The sequence below is a fragment of the Bifidobacterium sp. B4079 genome (assembly GCF_026537385.1).
Classification (GTDB): domain Bacteria; phylum Actinomycetota; class Actinomycetes; order Actinomycetales; family Bifidobacteriaceae; genus Bombiscardovia; species Bombiscardovia asteroides_I.
In genome coordinates this window covers 94,997-114,215 of the sequence record NZ_JAFNMH010000001.1, presented here as the reverse complement: position 1 = coordinate 114,215, position 19,219 = coordinate 94,997, and the positions used below count along the sequence as shown (strand labels likewise).

The following is a 19,219-nucleotide window of genomic DNA, read 5'->3' as shown; positions in this document are numbered from 1 at the left end:
TCATGCAGACAACGAATAAGGGATCCAGACTGATGGAACCTTCAGCCAAGAGCGTCTTGCTGACAGACTTGGCACGATGGGCCAGACGCCACGCCCTTGCACTGGCCTTCAGCTTCGGACTGATCCTGCTCAATCTGATCAGCTGGCTGCTGATCTGGCTGCTGCACATCCCTGGCAGAAACCGTCTAGGCATGCCTCTGTCCGATCTGATCATCCAAGAAGCGCACCGGCCCTTCCATGGACATGGCCAATTCCCTCTCCTGGTCCAGTTCGCACGCCTGTTGGTATCCCTTGTCATCACTCCTGGTCCCCTGGAACTCGTGATAGATGTGGCCTTGGTCCTGGTCATGCTGTGCATCGCCGAGACCCGGCTGGGACGCAGACGCACCGTGTTGGCCGCAGTCATCAGCGCCATAGGCGGCACGACGATCGGGTTGATTATCTGCACGCTGATCAATGCTCTCCAGGATCATTGGACCTGGTTCATCCGTGTGCCCATGTCGCTCAGCCCCATCATCCTGGTGGTCGGTGCCCTGATGGCCTCCATACCCTTCAGCGACTTTCTCTGGCGCCGCAGGATTGCCACCATCGGTTACACCGCCCTGATCCTGGTCGTGCTCTACACCGGCAACCCTGGCTACTACTGCGCCCTGGCGGCAGCCCTGATCGGGCATTTGACCGGACACCTCTGGCACGGACCGGTCAAGGATGCCAATCCGCATGGCCACAGCGGCTCCTACGAGACCCGCCACTTGCTGGGAGCCGTCTCCACAGTCCTGGCACTTGGCCCCCTGGTCACAGTCTCCTCTCGAATCCGCGCAGGCTTCTTCACCCCCTTAGGCACGTTCCTGGGCTCAAACAGAGGTGGAAGCGCCACACTGTCCCGTTGCCTTGCTGAAAACAACCAGGCCAGCTGCTATGCCCAGTACGGTCTGGTGGCCGGCCATGGCCCCAGTGGCGTCTCGTCCCTGATCATGCCCACCCTGGTCCTGCTGGTAGTGGCCTGGGGAATCTATCACGGCCGCCGAGTCGCAGCGGTCACCGGTCTGGTCTTGAATGCCCTGACCATCGTCCTGGCCCTGCTCTATTTCCTGGTTTTCCCACTGACAATCAGCGAAGGCCTGCCCCAGGCCATCCGTCACGGCGCCCTGCCCTCACTGCTGATCATCACCCTGCCACCGCTTATTTTCAGCTGGTTCCTGGTGCGCAACCTGGACATCTTCCTGGTGCGGACCAAGACTTCCCGTCTGCAACTGGGCTGGGCGGCCATCGTTCTGGCCTTCCTGGCCACCGCCATGGGTTATATGGCTTTCACCGCCATCAGTCCCGGCTCCTTCAGCCCCTGGCCCACCACGGGCAGAGCACTCTCCCAGCTGCCTGAGCTCTACCTGCCCAATGGAGTAGCTTCACGCTTCCTTCCGACCCTGGTGCCGCGCACCCCCACAGGCAGAATAGTCAGCCACGGGATAGGACTGATCTTCTGGCTGGTGGTCCTGGTGGTTCTGCTCTCCTGGATGCGCAGCTCGGTCATCCAGAACGGCAGCGAACGCCAGGAGGCTGACAGGCTGGTCGAGTACGGCGGCGAAAGCATGTCCTTCATGACCACCTGGGAGGGCAACAGCTACTGGTTCTCCCCTAGCGGCCGCTCTGGCATCGCCTACCGGCTTTTGCACGGCATAGCCCTGACCACCACTGGCCCATTCGGAGACCCTGACGAGTATGCGGATGATCTGGACGAATTCACACGCTTCTGCAACACCCACTCCTGGTCACCGGTCTTCTACAGCGTTCACAAGCCACAGCGCGATCTGCTTGTCTCCCGCGGCTGGTCCACCCTGACAGTCGGCTCGGAGATGGTGGTCACGCCCAGCCTTTGGCAGACCAAGGGCAGGAAGTGGCAGGATATTCGCACAGCCATCAACAAGGCCAGGCGCGACAAGATCACTGATGTGCTGACCACATTCAACGATGCCTCCTGGGATGTTCAGTCGCAGATCGTGGACATCTCCGAACAGTGGGCTGAGCTCAAGGCGCTGCCTGAGATGAAGTTCACCCTAGGTGGCCTGGATGAGCTGAGGGACCCGCGCATGGCCGTCCTCTACGCCGTGGACGGCCAGGGCAAGGTGTTGGCCGTGACCAGCTGGATGCCCACCTACCGCCAGGGCCAGGTGATCGGCTGGACCCTGGACTTCATGCGGCACCGGACCGATAGCCCCAATGGAATCATGGAGTTCCTGATAGCGCGAATGGCTGAACGTCTGCGCGACCAAGGCACAGCGGAATTCATGAGCCTATCGGCCGCTCCCCTGGCCGGCATGGACAGCACCGAAGACGATGATCAGGGCGAAGATCGGACCGCCTTCCTGCAGCACGCTCTTCATCTGGTGGCCGACCTGATGGAACCAGCCTATGGCTTCCGCTCGCTCTTCTTCTTCAAGAAGAAGTTCCAGCCCAGCGAGCACCCGGTCTATATCTGCTATCCCGATCCGGCTCAGCTCGCTCAGATCGGTCTGGCTGTAGTTCAGGCCTATCTGCCCAATCTCAAGGCTTCGCAGGCCTGGGATGCCATCAAGTCCATCATGCCCAAGGGCCGGGAGAATCACTGACGTCTGTCTGACCGGAACGGCCCCGACAGCTGCTGCACAGCCCGTAGACCTCCAGGGTGTGCGAGGAGACTGTAAAGCCGTATTCAGCCGCCATGGCCTTCAGCCAGCCATCGTCGGGCGGGCTGATTTCGATGGTCCTGCCGCAGCGTTCACAGACCAAATGGTGATGGTGCTTCCGCTGGGCCAAGCAGACTCGGTAGAGGCGGATGCCTCCATGCTCAATGCAGTCCAGGCTGCCGGACATATGCAGGAAACCCAGCTGACGATAGACCGTGGCCAAGCCGATTCGCTGGCCCGAATCGCGCAGAAGCCTGTGCAGCTCCTTGGCTGAGACGAAGTCGTTCTGGGCCTGAAGAACCTTCCAGATGGCGTTCTTCTGCCGCGTCCGGCGACCGACGGATGAGCCAGCGTTCATGATGAGACACACTCCTTGGGCTCCACCAAGCCTACATCCGGATTGCCGGGACAGATGTGAGGATTCGGTTCATTCCAGGTCGGACCAGCAGCCTGTGGCCTCCAGGTGGTGGGCTGTCTGCTCCGGATCGTCGGTCAGCACCGTCAGGTGCCCCATCTTGCGGTCAGTGCGCACTTCGGCCTTGCCGTAATCATGCAGGAACCATTCGGGGTGCTCACCCAGCAGCCCCCTTACTGGAGCCACATGCTGACCCAGAACGTTGACCATGACAGCCGGGCTGAGCAGGCGAGGATTGGGCAGGGGCCATCCGGCGATGCCCCGGACGTGGGCATCGAACTGGTCCATGGAGCATGCCTCAATGGTGTAATGACCGGAGTTATGGGGCCGTGGGGCCAACTCGTTGACCACCAGACCGCCGTCAGGCATCACGAAGAGTTCAAGGGCCAAAGTCCCCGATAGCTCGAAGCCGTCGGCGAGAGTCAAGGCCATGTCACGCGCCCGATTGGCCACCTCAGGCTCGACCTGGGCCGGCGCCAGAGTCATGTGCAGGATGTTGTGACGGTGCTCGTTACGCACCATGGGGAAGGTCACGTAATCCTTTCCGTTGCCTGAGACCAGTATGGAGGCCTCGAAGGCGAAGTCCACGAACCCCTCCAGCACGGAAGGCGGAAAATCTCGGCCCTTCATCCGCGCTTTCAGGGCCTGCAAATCCTCCTTTGTCTGCAGAACTGCCTGGCCATGGCCGTCATACCCACCAGTGCGAGTCTTGAGCACAGCGGGTATTCCCAGTTCTTTCAAGGCCGCGTCCAGCTGGTCAAGACTGTCAATCTGCCTCCAAGGGGCTGTATCGATACCATGGCGGTTGATGAAGGTCTTCTCGTGGACGCGGTCCTGGGTGACCCTGAGCAGATCGGTCCCCTGGGGAATGGCCACATGGTCCCTCACCTGATCCAGTGCGTCAGCATCCACATTCTCGAATTCGTAGGTGAGTACATCGCTGCGTTCGGCAAGCCGCTTGAGGGCATCAAGGTCGCCATAGTCGGCCGTCTCCTGAAAATCGGCTACTTGGGCCGCTGGAGCATCGGGCGTGGGATCCAGCACACCGATGCGGAATCCATGGTAGCGGGCGCTCAGGGCCATCATCCGTCCCAGCTGGCCGCCGCCCACGATTCCGATGACGGACCCCGGCTCCAAATGATCGATTTTCCCCCTGGTCTCCTCAGACAAGCTTGGCATTGGATGCCTCCACGGATCGGGCCAGCTCGGCACGGTAGTCGTCCAGGGCCTGAGCCAGTTCGGAATCGTTGATGGAGAGGATCGAAGCCGCCAGCAGGCCGGCATTGGTAGCCCCGGATGCCCCTATGGCCGTGGTTGCTACAGGAATTCCGGCAGGCATCTGCACGATGGACAGGAGTGAATCAACCCCGCTCAGTGCATGGGACTTTACTGGCACCCCGATGACCGGCAGTGTGGTCTGGGCCGCCACCATCCCAGGCAGATGGGCTGCTCCTCCGGCCCCGGCGATGATGACCCTTAAGCCCTGACTCCGGGCCTGATGCGCGAACTCCGCCATGCGCCCAGGTGTGCGATGGGCGGAGATAACCTCCTTGGTATAGACGATAGCGAACCGGTCAAGCACCTGACAGGCTTCCTTCATCGTCTCCCAGTCGCTTGATGATCCCATGATCACCGCCACGCATGCCCCTTCATGTGTATTGTCAGCCATCGGCCCTCCAATGTTCATGCATATTCGATACTACGCAAGGCCGGGGAGAAGCCGGCCAATCGTGACGGTCCTATGGATGTAAAGGCCGGGCCTGGTGAACATCGAGTTCTCAGAGGCTTCGGGCAGCCGACTTAGACCTAGAATCATCTGATTATTACCGAAACAGACAGGAGGGCTATGGGCAAGCTTCTGGACAGCATCGACTCCCCAAAGGATCTGAAGGTCCTCTCCCTGGAAGAGCTGAATCGTCTTGCCGATGAAATCCGTCAGCTGCTGATCCGCTACTGTCGGCGCCATGGCGGCCACCTGGGTTCCAACCTGGCCACCATCGAGCCCATCATCGCCCTGCACTATGTCTTCAATATGCCTCATGATCATCTGATCTTTGACGTCTCTCACCAGGCCTACACCCACAAGATTCTGACCGGTCGGCGGCAGGCCTACACGAACCCCGAGCATCAGAAGGATTTGTCCGGATTCACCTCGCCCAAAGAGAGCCCCTACGACGACTTCATGCTGGGGCACACCGGCACCTCTATAGGCCTGGCCTGCGGGATGGCCGCCCAGCGGGATGCGACCGGCGGCAGGGCCAACATCATCGCTTTCATCGGCGACGGCTCCCTGAGCAGCGGGCCAGCCTTCGAAGGGCTGGACTGGGCGGCTGAGCAGGGCGGCAACCTGATTATAGTGGTCAATGACAATGAGATGTCCATCGCCGAAAACCATGGGGGACTCTACAAGAGCCTGGCGGCCCTGCGTGCCAGCGGGGGGCGAAGCTCGGACAATCCCTTCCGAGCCCTGGGGCTGGACTACCGCTACCTTAAGGAAGGCAACCGGATCAAGGATCTGATCGAGGTGTTCCGCCAGGTCAAGGATGCCGATCATCCGGTGGTGGTCCATATCCACACCCGCAAAGGCCTTGGGCTGGGGCAGGGCAGCCAAGGGCAGATCGGCCTGGCTTCCATGAATGAGAGCATTGGCGAAAAAGCCCACATGACTCCCCTGCCTGATTTGCCTGCCGAGGGACCGGTCGAGGCCAACCATTGGCAGGATGGCTTGGACTCCCTGGGCCGTCTGCCCAACTCACGAAAAACCTATGGAAGAATGGCCATGCAGGCTTTGGAGGCCAGGTTCCCGAAGGAGCCGGGCCTGGTGGTCATCTCACCCGCAACGCCGCTGTCCAACGGCATCGATCCCGACTTCCGCCAGCGTGCCGGTAACCATTACCGGGACGTGGGCATCGCCGAATCACACGCGGTGGCCTATGCCGCCGGCATCGCCAAGGCCGGAGGTACGCCTGTCGTCGCCACCTCGGCCACTTTCTTCCAGAGGGCCTACGACCAGATCGAACAGGAGATGGCCTTGAATGGCAGCGCGGTGACACTGCTGGTTTTCTCCACCGGTGTAGCCAGAACCGATGCCACGCATTCAGGCGTGACCGACATGGTCATGATGCGAGGCATCCCAGGACTGACCTGTCTGGCTCCAACCAGCGGGGCCGAGTTCCTGAACATGCTGGCCTGGGCCACTGGCCCGGCTCGACAGCCGGCGGTCATCAGGGTGCCCGGCGAGCGCACGCTGGCAACGGAACGGGCAGGCAAGCCAATAGCGGCGGCAACCTTCGATCCCATGACCGGAGACCGGCCATGGGATCGTTATCGTATCCTGCGGCAAGGCAGGACAGTGGCCCTGCTGGCTCTCGGCGACGCCCTGCCCCTGGGGCGTGACCTGGCTGATTCTTTGGAAGAATCCCTAGGGCTGCAGCCCACACTGGTGGACCCACATCGCTATGACCGCTTGGATGAGCAGACCCTAGATGCCCTGGCCGACACCCACTCCCTGGTGGTCACCATCGAGGACGGTCAGTTGGACGGCGGCTGGGGCCAAGCTGTCGCTGCCTACTACGGGCCTAGTCAGGTTCGTACCCTGGCCTTCGGAGCGGCTAAGGAATTCAACGACCGGGTTCCCAAGGCCACCCTGTTGGAAAGGTATGGCATGACCGTTCCTGCAATGGCTCAAGCCATATCGAATGCCCTTGTCGACCAGGCTTCATAGATCTGACCCGCCGGTGGATCCAGGCGGGTACAATTGAAAGGGCTTGGCCCCGTAGCTCAGCTGGATAGAGCAACTGACTTCTAATCTGTAGGTCGAGAGTTCGAATCTCTCCGGGGTCACCAGCAATAGCCTTACTCCTTATTGAGGAGTAAGGCTATTCTATTAACTTGATTCAGCAGCAGAAAACCCTCATGTGTGACCCATAATTGGCAAAACAAGAATCAGCGGCGAGTCTTATATCTGCGCTCCAGGTCCCTTACTGTCTTCTCTGTGGCTCCATAACGGATAGCGGCCATGTCGGTCCTGATCTGCTGGTGGAGACCTGCGAGCCGCTTCCTCTCCTGCGGGCTGATGCCTGGCTGCCTCTCCTGGTCGATGATCTGGTCAAGCCGCTGGTGCAGGAGGATGGTCAAGCGCATTCGGCGATCCTCCGGGGCCGGCACATAGCCGGGGTGGTTGTCGGACATCTGGGAGACATCATCGGGACTGCACATGCCCTCGGATGACAGAGGCCTGCGCGCCTCCAGGATGGATCCCCCCGCCACCGTGTCCCACGCCTGCCGGAGCCATGCGCACACCAATCACACCCGCACCACGTCCGAGCCCAACCCCCAAGAACCGCTCATGCGGACACGGCGCTCAGTGGGGGGGGGGGGGGGGGAGCCCCGAACACGAGGGATCCAGGAATCAGGCGTCCCTCATATCCCACTGGTAGACCGTCGCCTCGGGGCGCGGGCCCATGTCCATCAGCTGCTGCGAGGTGTACATCGAACCCTTCGCGGACCCGTTCAACGCCACCCACCGGGAGGAAGCCACAACCTGCGACGATTCCGGCACACGGCTGCCCGCAGCGGGCACATCAGGCAGGCCGGAATTCGCCATCCAGTGGTAGGCATCACGCGGCAGCACCAGCGTATGAAGCGACGTTGCCCCCGCGAACATGTCCTCAGAATGGACATGCGTGTAAGGAGGATTCTCCTCCGGGAAGGCGCTGCTTAATGCCGAAAGGTCAAGAAAGGACAGGGATGAAGCCCCGTCGAACATATGCTCCAACCTCGTCTCACGAGAATAGTCTGTAAAGAAAAACATCGACTTTTGACCGTTGAATATGAAGTCGGTCAGGGACTTATCCCCCGCGAACATGTAATCCGCACACCTGAGTTCATCAAAGCTGGTATGGCTCATATTCACCGATACCAGGGCGGGATCATTGGCGAACATGTGCCCGATATACTTCACGGCGGAGTATTCACTATAGCTCATGTCCACGCTCACCAGCGAGGGGTCATCGGCGAACATGTACACCATGGAATCAAAACCGCTGTCGTAGGCGGCGATGTGATCGAGGTTGATGTATTTCAGGCTCCCGCAATCCCTGAACATATAAGCCGTCCCATGATTGCTGTACATGGTCCAGCCGCTCGTGTCCAGGTTGTCCAGCATGGCATCATGCTCGAACATGCGATTGGAATAAGAGAGAGGTTTCGTGTTCCAATGGCTGACATCCAGATACCGCAACGACGTGTCCCCCTTGAACATCCCAGATGCATTAGTCAGGCTTCCCACATCCCACCGGCCGACATCCAGGAAGGTCAGCATCGAGTCGTTCTCGAACATCCCAGACGTCGCATTTACAGCATCCTCGTCGTACTGCATATCGACCGGATCATCACCATAACCGCCATAGCCCGTTACTACGAGCTGGCTCGTATTCCAGTTGCCCACGTCCAGGCTCCTGAGCGACCGGCAGTTCTTGAACATCGCTGCCGCGTAAGTCACGTTGCTCATGTCCCAGTCGCCCACGTCGACGCTCTGCAAAGCCACGTCATCCTCGAACATCTGATACGTCGACGTGACCTTGCTGACATCAAGGTTGCCGCCGCCCTCGATCCTCAACAGCGAGGGAAGCCCAGCGAACAGCGAACTGCCATATGCGGCCGCCACGCCAGGGTCGATGCGGATCACGGACAGGCCCGACCCCTTGTCCGGCAGCATGTCAGCAACCGAATCCCCGGAGTACCAATCGCCCGGGGGTAAAGTCTGGCCTATGGTTCCGGCGTGCACGGTCAGCACCCGTTGACCGTTCTCCACCCGGTACTCCCAGGGGCTGGACCCCCACACGCCCGACGCCACCAGCCCGTCAGGCTCCGCCGACCGAGCAGCCGCAGGCGCCACAGGCTCCACCACCGGCCTGGCCGCCTTCGCAGCCGCAGCCAGCCGGGCCGGATCCTTCCTCGCCTTGGCCTCACGGACAGCACGGGCAGCCGCAGGCGGCAACGAGCCGCCGCCCCCATCCGCACGAGCCGGCGCCACCGGACCCAACGCCGCCAGCATCCCCACACAAGCCACAGCACCCACAGCAAAAGCCGGGAACCTTGTCAACAATCCCCTTCGAACACCAGACATATCCACCCCCACTAACAATCGACCCGCAGACACCGCGGCATCACATCGTTTTCACAATACCACCACAAGCCAGCCATACACGGACACCACACCGGGAATAATAAAAACGCCCCCATCCCAGTCTCCCGAAACAAGGGCGTCTTGCTGCATGTGAATGGTGCCTACTTGCCTGCCAGTCGTACGGGGTTGTAGGCGACGCCGAACCCGGCTGTGACGGCTCCCGCAGCCGTACTGATGAACCCGCCGATCCCGGGGCGGCCGAAGCACATGAAACCCAGCCCCACCACCGAGGCAAGAAGGCCAAGCACATAAACCCAAGTGCGCACCGCGTCAGAAAAGACCGGCGTATAGCCGGATTGGCCCAACGCATGCTCCGGCACAGGATCATCTGTCATGACTGTCCTCCTTTCAGAAGATTCCTTGGTTGAGCCGAGCCTGGAGGGCCCTGACGGTCGCAGGGCCGAAACTGCCGTCCTGCGCCACCCCCAGATGCGCCTGGATGGCGCGAATGGTGGCAGGCCCGAGCAGCCCGTCCCGGGCCAGCCCCAGCCTGGCCTGCACCGCACGGATCAGCTGGCTCCCATACCCCCCATACGTGCAGGAGACAAGGCTCGGCCAGGCATAAGCGCGCCCGTCAGGCTTCACCTGGCCGGAAACCACCCCGTCCACCCGGGTGCCCATGACCTGCTGCCACCGTCTGACCGTGGCCGGCCCGCAAGAGCCGTCCACCGCAATCCGGGGCACAACAGGATCCGGAGCCGGCCCAGGCTTGCCCGCAGGCAAGACGCGCGCCAAACGATCAATGCGCGCCAGGTCATACGCGCCAGGACAGGCCGCGTCGCATTGGGTTACACCCTGATATGCCAACAGCAGCGCCAATGGCTACCCTAACGCGGATCAGTCTCGGCAGACTTCAAACGCCTCAGGAGGACCACAGAATCCCTGTGGCCAAACCGCGTATACGCCTCAATCCAACGGCGCCAGCGGACCGGCCCAAATTCAGCCTTGGCAACTTCTGGCCCAGTATGTCAGCGGGCCGGGCATGTCTAACAAATCGAAGTCATGGCGGCCATCCTGACTTCTTCCTAGGCGGCTTCGGCATACACAACTGTCATCTGGGCAAGAAACGGACGTGGGGTTGCGCAGCTGCTGATCACCATCTTCGTTCTCTTCATCGGCCCTCTCACCTCTTCAATCTGGGCCATCGCTAAAGGTGCGCAGATTCTTGGCTCACATCCAGGCTCGCCTTGCCGCATGGACCGCAAAGGGCTCCAGCTGCAGGATTGAAAACGACAGACAATCAGCAGAGCACGGCGCAGATGTCGCTTGATTGCGTCATGACACCCGCAGGATGCCATGCGCGCCTTTTTCGGCCAGACTCATGACGTGGTTGACTATGGAGTAGTCGCCGGGCTGATCGACCTTGAGCTCTACAAAGCCGCCTTGAGCAGGCAGCAGGGGCAGGACCTGCGCTCCGGCCGATGAAGGACCGGCGGAATTCGCACCTGCGCTTCCGCCAATCAGGTAGCGGCCCTCAGTCCAGACCGTATCGAACTGGGTTCCCACGATATGGAAGGACAGCGGCTGGTTGGGGCCGGCATCCAGAACCCAGATGCGGACCCTTTGCCCCTTCTCCAGCTTGAGAGGGTGGGCGTCATATTGAAAGGCCCGACCGTTGAAAGTCATGATATCCGGGTTCATGGCCGCAACCTTTTCAGCATCGGCAGTCCCTCCATCGGACCCCAGATAGATCTCGGACTGGACCAGAACATATTCAGCAGCCACTGGCGGCAGGGTGCCGTCATCCACGACCAGGACCCCGTACATGCCGTTGGCTATATGGTTTGACATGGGGTCGCTGTTGCAGTGATACATCCAGATGCCAGCCCGACCAGCAGTGAAGGTGTACAGGAGCTCCTTGCCTGGCTCTATGTTGCGCATCATGGTCTGGGGAACGGCCGGGCCTGCATGAAAGTCAATGGAATGGCTCATGCTTCCCTTGTTTCTGATGGTTACTTCAAAGGTGTCTCCCACCCGGCCTCTGAGCACTGGACCTTGAGCCAGGGGCCGCGAACCCTTATCGCGTGGATCACTCGCATCGTCGAAGCTCCAGACCGTCCGCTCAATCCCTGCTGCCACCTGCTCCTTGCGCTCCTTGACGTCCAGCGCGTACTTTCTGATTCCAGCCTTCCCCTGATTGTCCAGCGGCGGAAGGGCGGCGTGGGCAGGGTCGCTCTTCTCTGCCTGCGACTTGAGCTTGGCGGCTGATGGGACATGGCTTAGGACTGCCTTCCCTGCGGAGGACTGACCTTGCTCGGCAACAGCTCCACCTTTTGTTCTGATCTTGAGCTCCATGCCCATCTGGCGGTGTCCTGCCAACGAGCACCAGCCCAGTGTGTCGCCCCCCAGGACCCCCACGTCGACCGAGGCGCTCTGGCCTACCGGAACTGACCCTGTGCTCTTGCCATTGGCAAAAACCAAGTCGTGCCGCTGATCTCCGGTGTTTTGAAAATCCACAACCAGCCGGTCGCCTGCCTTGACGGTGATGACATCCGGCACAAAAGCCATCCCCTTTACCTTGATTGAGGCTCTGCTGGTGTGACCCGTCGGCGGGACGCTCTTTGATGATCCCCCCTGGGCGACTACGGCGCTAGGTGCTGCCCCGACCGAGACGGCCAGCGTCGGCCGCAGGGCCATCAAAGCCACGGCGGCCACGAGGATCAGCACAGTAGCCGAGGTGGCAATCAGGTCCACCCTCAGTGCCAGGGTCCCCATCCGTTCGTTTTGCGAGCCCTCGGGCTGGCGCCGACGGTAGCGCTTGGATGCCAGGACCTGCTTGCCACGGGCAGCCAGGTACACCACAATCAGCATCATGGAGAGGATTCCCAGCACATTCAGCAAGTTCCCCGCCTTCCATAAGGGCGTGTAGAGCCGGATGGCTCCGAGGAGCCTGATCAGCAAACCAACCTGCATAAGCGCCCAGACACCCCAAAGGAGCGGATGGAAGGGCAGAGGCCTGCGGATGACCGAAGGAACAATCATGCAGACATGGGCGATGACCATGGTCATAATGAATCCCACAGCCAGCGCGTGCAGTGCCATGTCGCCCCAGTAAGTGCCGGAATCCACGGGTGCCGCCATCCAGATGAGGGCAGCCAGAAGTCCCCAGGCGTAGGCCGACAGCATGCAGGTGCCCATGAATCCTGGCAGGCCGCCGTGACGGAAGGTGCCCTTGGCCACATCATGACTGGCCATGACCAGGAGGAGCAGGCTCAGCGACAGCCCCAGAAGCGGATAGCCGACCGAAGGCGCCATGGCTTGAACCGGCAGGACCATGACGGTTAACAAACATAGACCCAGAATCCCCGATTCAAGACGGATATCCGAAAAGACCGCCCTGGCCAGCTCCACCCGCTCACCGACGATGGTCAGAACCAGAAAGAAGAGCCAGGTTGGAGCCAGAACCGAGGCGTCCAATCCTGCAACCCATCCAAAAGCTCCGACCAGCCCCACCAGGGATCCGAGAACCTGTATGAGCACCTCTGCGGAAGGCTGTCGATGCCAGATGGCCAAGTACATGGCTGTCAGAATCAACATGGATAAAGTCCATGGAATGCCGCCAAAAAGCTCCACCCTGACCCATGCCGGGGCAGCAGCGCGGCTTGATACTGTCAGCGACAGCAGGCAGAGCAGAGACCCCAGCAAGCCCAAGGCGGGAGCAAGAAATCCCCAGGAGGGCTTCTTGGATCCACCGCTGCGATAGGCCACCGCCCTCTCCAGACCAATGGCAGCGCCCAAAAACCCGTAGACCATGAGCCCGCCATGCAGATCTGCCAGGGGCACCCTGTCTGAGGGATGGATCAGATCCGCGCGGATCAGCGCTGCAACAAGGCCAAGCAGTGCAGCCAGGCCAGCGCCGATAAGGAGGACCATCCTGGATCTGGGCAAGGCCGTTCCGCCACCGGACTTGCGCATCTTCTGGTCGTTCTGCATTGGTCTGTCCGCCTTGTCCCAGGTTGATAATTAATTTGATAGTTATACAATTTAATCTATGAGTCAGGAAATTCAAGCCCGTAAACAATGGGACCAAGCCGGCAAGCGCAGAACCGGAGAGAAGATCCGCTCTGCAATCTTGGATTACCTGCATACGGCTGTCGAACATACTGGTACAGGTCTAACTGCACACCAGATCGGAGAAGCCTTCGGCATCCATCCGACGACCGCTCGTTTCCATCTTGAACATCTGGTCGAACAGGGCGAGGCGGTCCGCCAAAGAAACGGCAATGATGGTCAACCAGCCAGTCGAGGCAGACCAGCTGTCATCTACTCCCCCACATCCACCAACCACGCCCAGGAGGGTATGATCTCTTCGCTCTGCACGGCTCTGGAAACCACCTGCCCCGATATTGGCAGCAGGGGCAGGGCTGCACTGAAAGCAGGTCAGGTCTGGGGCCGTACTCTGGTCAGACGAAGCAGGGGAAATACAGAAAAGGGCGTGTCATCAAGCATGACTCAGGCCCTGTCGAGCACTCTGGCCACCCTGGGTTTTGCTCCGGCTACGGCAGAGCCGGGTTCAGCCAGCCTGTATCTGACCTCATGCCCCTTCTTGGACAGCGTCAACGCCCATCCCATTATCTGCACAATCCATCTGGGCATGGTCCAAGGAATCATGGAGGGCAGCTGCAAGGCGGCCAAGGTTAAAAAAGCCAGTGTGTCGCTGAAACCTCTGTCCTCGCCAAAGGGATGCTTCCTGAAAGTAGCGAAAGCGGACAGCCAATCAAAAAGGAGAGCAAAGCAATGACCTACGTAATCGCCCAGCCCTGCGTGGACGTCAAAGACAAGGCCTGCGTGGATGAGTGCCCGGTGGATTGCATCTACGAGGGCCCTAGGAATCTATACATCAATCCCAACGAATGCATCGACTGCGGTGCCTGTGAGCCAGTCTGCCCTGTGGAAGCGATCTTCTACGAAGAAGACCTGCCGGAGGAATGGACTTGGTTCAAGGATGCCTCTGAAGACTTCTTTGCCCAGGTCGGCGATGCAGGCGGCGCCCAGGCCCAGGGACCCTACGATCACGACCATCCAAAGGTCGCCGCGCTGCCACACCAGGATAATTTCGTCTGCATTCAGCCGGAATCACGCAGCCAGCGCGCGGTCTGGGTCCGCAAGGACCAAACGGAATGAAGGCCCGTTCAAGCCAAGACGATCACCTGGTCTTCCCTGACTTTTTGGACCGCCCTGTGGAGGAGGCAGCCCGGATGCTTCTGGGCTGCTTTATCATTCGCGATTATGAGTCGGAAGGTGAGCAGGCCAGGGTTCGGATCGTGGAAACCGAAGCCTACGATCAAAATGATCCGGCCAGCCACGCCTACCACGGGCGAACGGCCCGCAACGCTGCCCTCTTCGGCCCCAGCGGGCATATGTATGTCTACTTCACTTATGGAATGCACTATTGCATGAATATCTCCTGTCAGGAGGACGGGTTCGGCGCTGGGGTGCTGATTCGAGCCTGTCAGCCAACGCAGGGTCTGGACCTTCTGCGCAGCCATAGGCACGGCCGTCACTCGGACCGGGATTTGGCCAACGGGCCCGCCAAGCTCTGCCAGGCCTTGGACATCGACAAGCGCAACTATGGCCATGATCTCAGAAAACCACCCATCCGCCTGGCAATGGCGGGACTGGACCAGGACGAGACCATCACGGCAACACCGCGGATAGGCATATCGCACGCCAAAAAGACTCTACGGAGATTCGTCATCACCGGCAATCCCTACCTGTCGCGATGAGCGGGCGAAAACCTGCACTTCTGGCTTATACAGCCTAGAGGATAACTTATCGCTTGATGAAGCGGGACTCGACACAGCTCTGGAAGCGAACAAGCGAGAGCATGACAGCAGCCAACAGGGCAATGATCAGCATGCCTATGAAACTGCCTGTCACCGGATCCAGTCCAAACATTTTCGAGAAAGTCTTGAAGGCCCAGGTAGATGCCGTAAAACCGAGGCTGGTGGTGGCTGAAAAGACCCCCATAACCAGCGGATAGCGTCTGTCCGGAGTGAGGTTGGACAGGAGGAAGGGGCAGGTGGCCATATTGATTGCACTGCCCGACCCAATCAGAAATGCTGATAGACAGACTATCGGGAAGGAGCGGGTGGTCAGGAAGAGCAGGGCGCCCAGGACCATCAGAAGGAAGGCGAACGGAATGGTCCATTGTCGGCAAACCCGCTTGATGCCGTTGATGCTAAGACCAATCACGACCGAGGAACCCGTGTTGAACATCAGGGCCACCCCGGCTGCACTGGTGCCGCCCAAACTGTACTTGGCTATGTAAACCGCGAGTTTGTTGTACAAGACCGCGACCAGGAAAATGCTCAGAAAACCGATAAGAATGCAGGAAAGAGTGGCCCACCAGCATTGCACGCCCTTTTGTGAGGACGATGCCTCAGATCCTACCGCCTGTTCTGAATCCTCCTCGACGGCACCGACCCCGGGAACCATGAAGATGACCAAGACCAGGGCAGGCAGGGCTAGAAAATAGAGCCAATAGTTGTGCAGCCACCCTCCCTTGGCCAGAACACCGCCCAGGGCAAGGACCAGCATGGAAGAGCCATCCTGAACAGCCAAGACCAGCCCCATCAGCGCCGCCAACCGCTTCCCACGGAAGAACCTAGCCGACAGGCTGGGCAGGACAGTGGTGGCGATGCCCACGCCGAACCCGACGACCAAAGCGAACAAGAGCAGCTGGCCTACACTGCTGTGCACAAAAAGGGGCATCAAGCCGCCCAGCGCGACACACAGACAGCTGATGCAGCCAGCTGTTCTGAAACTCATTCTGGTCAAGAGGTGACCGAATAAAAGGGCGGAAACTATAGCAGCCGAAGAGCCGATAGAAACCACAGACTCAACGGTGGAAGGATCAGTGCGAGGAAAGGATGCCTGGATGGCCGCCACGGAGGGAGAAATGATGGAGTCAAACCGCGACATGATGGCCAAGGCCATGATTCCAACCAGAATTCCAAGATTCTGCCTGGACAATATCCCTGTGTCATTGGACTTAGACGCGCACGGGTCCGGTTCCACCGTCGCTGCCTCCCTCTCAATGTCAGCGGCACCATTCCTGGTTGATGGGGGTAGTCTACTCCAGCAGCAGGGCCATGCCAAGCAACACGACGAGGAAGAGCAGATTAAAAACGGTGTAGATTTTCAGGTACTCGCCTTTCTTGCCCGGATACTGCTTGACTACGGCCTTGTAGGAAATCAGCGAGGCCATCGAAGCGACCAAGGTTCCGAGCCCGCCCAGGTTGGTGCCAAGAATGATCGGGTGCCAGGCTGTCGAAAAACCTGAGACCAGAAGGGCTGTGGGCACATTGCTGATGACCTGGCTGCACAGGACCGAGGTAATCAGAGGATGGATATTGACCAGGCCGCTGACCAGGTTATAAAACTGGGGAATCCTCCTCGCATTGCCGATGAAAACGAAGAAAGCCACGAAAGTCAGCAGGAGTCCCCAATCTACATGCAGAAAGACCCCCCTATCGCAGATCAAGAAGGTCACCGCTACCACCAGGACCATAACCCATTGGGATATCAGTTTGGCCACGCCCAGCAGGCAGACAAGAAAGAGAAGGAGGTAGATGGCGATGCGCCAGCCGCTGGACTGCTGCATCTCTTTCACCTGAGGCTGTATCTCATCCTCCCTGGGCGCTAGTACGCTGCGGCGAATCTCCTGCGGATCCATGCCCTCGAACTTGTTAAGATGCCGATTCCTGAAGGCAAACCAGCAGCACAGGAAGAGCATCAGGGCAGCGACCAGGGCATAAGGCACCATAAGGAAGAGGAACTCACCAGTAGGCATCTCGGAGCGGGCCTTGAGATATAAGTTGTGGGCGTTGCCGATGGGCGTTAGCATGCTGCCCACATTGGCGCCCAACGTCATCAGGGTGACGATCAGCAGAGCATGGCTTTCCAAACCAGCCATGATGAGAACAGCAATGGCGAAGGGCACAAAGGTAACCAGGGCTACATCGTTCGTGATGAACATGCTGGAGAAGAAAGGCAGGGAAACCAGGACCAAAGCCAGGCCCCGCACCGAGCGGACACGACTCAGCAGGCCGGCGCCAATGGCATGGAAGACCCCGATACGCTGGAAGCCGCAGACCACCATCATCAGAGAACCCAGCTGGGTGAGGGTATTGACGTGGATGTAGCCCAGATACTGCCTGTCGGGAGGAATGAGGATGCAGGATATGAGAGCGATGACTGCCGCGACGACCAGAACGGTCTCGTTTTTCAGCAGCCCGATCACCCGATGTTGCATGGTCACCTCCGGCGAACGAATTCCTCACTTAGTTTACGCGCCTGACAGAGGCTTACAGGACCCCTCATGGCGCTATTTTCCGCTGCTGTGCCCACGGTCGGAAGACTCGCGAGCTACTGGCCGCTAGCCTGTTTGGCCCCGACTTTTGACCTTTGTCGGATAGGCATAGAGTCAGATGCTCATGAAACATGAATAGGGGTCCCGCGAATAGGTTGCATTCGCAGAACCCCTATCAGATGGCAATATTACTAGTCATCCATTCGTTCCGGATCTGGAATCAGGTAGGACAGGGCCAGGGCAATCAGCACCAGCACGCCGCCGCCGACCATGGCGGCAACATATCCATTGCGGGCTCCCCCGGACGCCGCCAGACCGTTCATGAATGCGTAAAGGACTGCATAGCTCAGGCCTGAGCCCAGGTTGAAAGCTCCGGCGTTGAGTCCCGGCAAATACCCGGTATTGTCCGCAGGAGACAGGACCACGCCCAACCCGTTGAGCATGATGTTGGCCGTCCCCGCATAGGAGACACCCAGGATTAGGGAAAGCACCACCAGACTCCAGATGCTGGGGACCAGACAGACGTAAATGCCGAAGACCAGTCCCAGCACGCTGACCAACTGACCCACCCTCAGAACCCTGAGGTAGCCGAAGCGCGATGCCAACATCCCGGCGACCGGGCCAAAGACCAGACCGACCAGGGCATAGGGGGTCAACGTCGCGAAGGAGACGATGCTGGCCTTCAAACCGACGCCGACCTCCCCATCCTGAGCCAGGGCCGGAACGATCCCGTTCATAATGGCGAAGACACCGACCATGGTGGTGAGAGTCGTCAGCAGAAGGCCCCAGGTGCGCCGTTGCCTCAAATAGGTGGTGGTGACCATGGGTGCCGACGTGGTGCTCTCAACTTTCCAGAAGATCATGAAGAAGACCGCAGCAACCAGAATCTCGACAACCACTAGGATCCAGCGCGCCTGGGCCAGCTTCTCGACCTCATTGATAGCCAGATATGCGGCCAGGAAGGCAATGCACAGGAAGACCACGCCGGTCCAGTCCATGCGGGGACGATTTTCTGCATAGCTCTCGCGGGCGAATAGGGTCACCAGGAGTACGGCGATCACGGCAATGGCCACCATAAACCAGAAGACCGATCGGAAGCCGAAAGTGCCAGCCAGCCAACCGCCTAGGATGGCATCCACGCCGCCGATGCCGCCATTGACCGCCGTGAGAACAGCCATGAGTTTGGCGTAGCGGGCTTCATCGGTCACCTCGGCGTGCAGCATGATCAGGGTCATGGGCACGACCGGACCGGCCACTCCCTGAATGACACGACCAATCATGAGCACCGTCACATTGGGCGCCAGAGCGGAGACCACGCATCCCAGCGCCGTCAGGCTCAACATGCCCAGCAACACCTTCTTGCGGCCGGCCAGATCGCCCAACCGAGGCAGGAAGAGGGAGAAGACCGCACAGGAGGTGAAGAACACCGTCTGGGTCAGACCGATGCTGGAGCTGCTGGCGTTGAGCTCGGTCCCCATGGTTGTCAGGGCCGGCGAGAGCATGGAGGCGTTGAGCTGGAAAGCGAAGACAGCGGCCATAAGGGCCGTCATCAGAGCGACGATTGAAGAACCTGAGCCGCCAGCGGTCGTGGCAGCAGGCTTGTCGGTCTGGGATGCAGCTGTGTTCGAAGTCTTCAT

16 protein-coding genes and 1 tRNA gene are annotated in these 19,219 nt (G+C 59.8%); 6 read left to right on the top strand and 11 right to left on the bottom strand.

Going from position 1 to position 19,219, the window contains the following annotated elements; genetic code table 11:
* Window positions 1-2: 2 nt before the first annotated feature.
* Window positions 3-2,606: a bifunctional lysylphosphatidylglycerol flippase/synthetase MprF gene (locus J3T95_RS00505; protein WP_267450028.1), complete on the top strand. Its 2,604-nt coding sequence runs from the start codon at window positions 3-5 to the stop codon at window positions 2,604-2,606.
* Here the strand turns inward: J3T95_RS00505 and J3T95_RS00500 are convergent.
* From J3T95_RS00500 to purE, 3 genes are all read right to left on the bottom strand, one after another.
* Window positions 2,578-3,021 carry a Fur family transcriptional regulator gene (locus tag J3T95_RS00500; protein ID WP_267450027.1) on the bottom strand — a complete coding sequence of 148 codons (444 nt, stop codon included), beginning with the start codon at window positions 3,019-3,021 and terminating at the stop codon, window positions 2,578-2,580. The genes J3T95_RS00505 and J3T95_RS00500 overlap by 29 nt on opposite strands.
* 69 nt (window positions 3,022-3,090) lie before the next feature.
* Window positions 3,091-4,257 carry a 5-(carboxyamino)imidazole ribonucleotide synthase gene (gene purK / locus J3T95_RS00495; protein WP_267450026.1) on the bottom strand — a complete coding sequence of 389 codons (1,167 nt, stop codon included), beginning with the start codon at window positions 4,255-4,257 and terminating at the stop codon, window positions 3,091-3,093.
* Window positions 4,241-4,747: a 5-(carboxyamino)imidazole ribonucleotide mutase gene (gene purE / locus J3T95_RS00490; RefSeq protein ID WP_267450025.1), complete on the bottom strand. Its 507-nt coding sequence runs from the start codon at window positions 4,745-4,747 to the stop codon at window positions 4,241-4,243. The genes purK and purE overlap by 17 nt, the downstream gene beginning before the upstream one ends.
* A gap of 177 nt (window positions 4,748-4,924) precedes the next feature.
* On the opposite strand from purE, the gene J3T95_RS00485 reads away from it, so the two are divergent.
* Together J3T95_RS00485 and J3T95_RS00480 are read left to right on the top strand one after the other, a co-directional pair.
* A complete protein-coding gene (locus J3T95_RS00485; RefSeq protein ID WP_267450024.1) occupies window positions 4,925-6,802 on the top strand; it encodes a 1-deoxy-D-xylulose-5-phosphate synthase in 1,878 nt (625 codons plus the stop codon).
* Window positions 6,803-6,847: 45 nt separating this feature from the next.
* Window positions 6,848-6,924, top strand: a tRNA-Arg gene (locus tag J3T95_RS00480).
* A gap of 99 nt (window positions 6,925-7,023) precedes the next feature.
* Here J3T95_RS00480 and J3T95_RS00475 read toward each other — a convergent pair.
* From J3T95_RS00475 to J3T95_RS00455, 5 genes are all read right to left on the bottom strand, one after another.
* Window positions 7,024-7,380, bottom strand: coding sequence for a hypothetical protein (locus J3T95_RS00475; protein ID WP_267450023.1), 357 nt, complete (start codon window positions 7,378-7,380; stop codon window positions 7,024-7,026).
* A gap of 109 nt (window positions 7,381-7,489) precedes the next feature.
* A complete protein-coding gene (locus J3T95_RS00470; protein ID WP_267450022.1) occupies window positions 7,490-8,989 on the bottom strand; it encodes a BspA family leucine-rich repeat surface protein in 1,500 nt (499 codons plus the stop codon).
* A 380-nt stretch (window positions 8,990-9,369) separates the two neighbouring features.
* Window positions 9,370-9,603: a hypothetical protein gene (locus tag J3T95_RS00465; RefSeq protein ID WP_267450021.1), complete on the bottom strand. Its 234-nt coding sequence runs from the start codon at window positions 9,601-9,603 to the stop codon at window positions 9,370-9,372.
* A gap of 13 nt (window positions 9,604-9,616) precedes the next feature.
* Window positions 9,617-10,003 carry a peptidoglycan-binding domain-containing protein gene (locus J3T95_RS00460; RefSeq protein ID WP_267450020.1) on the bottom strand — a complete coding sequence of 129 codons (387 nt, stop codon included), beginning with the start codon at window positions 10,001-10,003 and terminating at the stop codon, window positions 9,617-9,619.
* A gap of 540 nt (window positions 10,004-10,543) precedes the next feature.
* Window positions 10,544-13,201: a multicopper oxidase domain-containing protein gene (locus J3T95_RS00455; protein WP_267450019.1), complete on the bottom strand. Its 2,658-nt coding sequence runs from the start codon at window positions 13,199-13,201 to the stop codon at window positions 10,544-10,546.
* Between the two features lie 58 nt (window positions 13,202-13,259).
* On the opposite strand from J3T95_RS00455, the gene J3T95_RS00450 reads away from it, so the two are divergent.
* Genes J3T95_RS00450 through J3T95_RS00440 form a run of 3 tightly spaced genes read left to right on the top strand, consistent with a single transcriptional unit; the run spans window position 13,260 to window position 14,994 of the window.
* Window positions 13,260-14,009 carry a helix-turn-helix transcriptional regulator gene (locus J3T95_RS00450; RefSeq protein WP_267450018.1) on the top strand — a complete coding sequence of 250 codons (750 nt, stop codon included), beginning with the start codon at window positions 13,260-13,262 and terminating at the stop codon, window positions 14,007-14,009.
* A complete protein-coding gene (fdxA, locus tag J3T95_RS00445; RefSeq protein ID WP_220236127.1) occupies window positions 14,006-14,392 on the top strand; it encodes a ferredoxin in 387 nt (128 codons plus the stop codon). The genes J3T95_RS00450 and fdxA overlap by 4 nt, the downstream gene beginning before the upstream one ends.
* Window positions 14,389-14,994, top strand: a complete 606-nt coding sequence (locus J3T95_RS00440; protein WP_267450017.1) for a DNA-3-methyladenine glycosylase — start codon at window positions 14,389-14,391, stop codon at window positions 14,992-14,994. Before fdxA ends, J3T95_RS00440 begins: the two co-directional genes overlap by 4 nt.
* A gap of 46 nt (window positions 14,995-15,040) precedes the next feature.
* Here the strand turns inward: J3T95_RS00440 and J3T95_RS00435 are convergent, their stop codons facing one another.
* The 3 genes from J3T95_RS00435 to uriT all read right to left on the bottom strand — a co-directional run bounded on the left by J3T95_RS00435 (window position 15,041) and on the right by uriT (window position 19,219).
* Complete coding sequence (locus tag J3T95_RS00435; RefSeq protein ID WP_267450551.1) at window positions 15,041-16,192, bottom strand: MFS transporter; 1,152 nt, start codon at window positions 16,190-16,192, stop codon at window positions 15,041-15,043.
* A 151-nt stretch (window positions 16,193-16,343) separates the two neighbouring features.
* Window positions 16,344-17,525 (bottom strand): SLC13 family permease, encoded by a 1,182-nt coding sequence (locus J3T95_RS00430; RefSeq protein WP_220237441.1) that lies wholly within the window; start codon window positions 17,523-17,525, stop codon window positions 16,344-16,346.
* A 248-nt stretch (window positions 17,526-17,773) separates the two neighbouring features.
* Window positions 17,774-19,219 carry a uridine transporter UriT gene (gene uriT / locus J3T95_RS00425; protein ID WP_396019987.1) on the bottom strand — a complete coding sequence of 482 codons (1,446 nt, stop codon included), beginning with the start codon at window positions 19,217-19,219 and terminating at the stop codon, window positions 17,774-17,776.

What these genes read in the sequence shown, in the direction of transcription:
- J3T95_RS00505 (WP_267450028.1), top strand. Translation starts at nt 3, where the DNA reads ATGCAGACAACGAATAAGGGATCCAGACTGATGGAACCTTCAGCCAAG.
- J3T95_RS00500 (WP_267450027.1), bottom strand. Translation starts at nt 3,021, where the DNA reads ATGAACGCTGGCTCATCCGTCGGTCGCCGGACGCGGCAGAAGAACGCC.
- purK (WP_267450026.1), bottom strand. Translation starts at nt 4,257, where the DNA reads ATGCCAAGCTTGTCTGAGGAGACCAGGGGGAAAATCGATCATTTGGAG.
- purE (WP_267450025.1), bottom strand. Translation starts at nt 4,747, where the DNA reads ATGGCTGACAATACACATGAAGGGGCATGCGTGGCGGTGATCATGGGA.
- J3T95_RS00485 (WP_267450024.1), top strand. Translation starts at nt 4,925, where the DNA reads ATGGGCAAGCTTCTGGACAGCATCGACTCCCCAAAGGATCTGAAGGTC.
- J3T95_RS00465 (WP_267450021.1), bottom strand. Translation starts at nt 9,603, where the DNA reads ATGACAGATGATCCTGTGCCGGAGCATGCGTTGGGCCAATCCGGCTAT.
- J3T95_RS00455 (WP_267450019.1), bottom strand. Translation starts at nt 13,201, where the DNA reads ATGCAGAACGACCAGAAGATGCGCAAGTCCGGTGGCGGAACGGCCTTG.
- J3T95_RS00450 (WP_267450018.1), top strand. Translation starts at nt 13,260, where the DNA reads ATGAGTCAGGAAATTCAAGCCCGTAAACAATGGGACCAAGCCGGCAAG.
- fdxA (WP_220236127.1), top strand. Translation starts at nt 14,006, where the DNA reads ATGACCTACGTAATCGCCCAGCCCTGCGTGGACGTCAAAGACAAGGCC.
- J3T95_RS00440 (WP_267450017.1), top strand. Translation starts at nt 14,389, where the DNA reads ATGAAGGCCCGTTCAAGCCAAGACGATCACCTGGTCTTCCCTGACTTT.
- J3T95_RS00435 (WP_267450551.1), bottom strand. Translation starts at nt 16,192, where the DNA reads ATGTCGCGGTTTGACTCCATCATTTCTCCCTCCGTGGCGGCCATCCAG.
- J3T95_RS00430 (WP_220237441.1), bottom strand. Translation starts at nt 17,525, where the DNA reads ATGCAACATCGGGTGATCGGGCTGCTGAAAAACGAGACCGTTCTGGTC.
- uriT (WP_396019987.1), bottom strand. Translation starts at nt 19,219, where the DNA reads ATGAAGACTTCGAACACAGCTGCATCCCAGACCGACAAGCCTGCTGCC.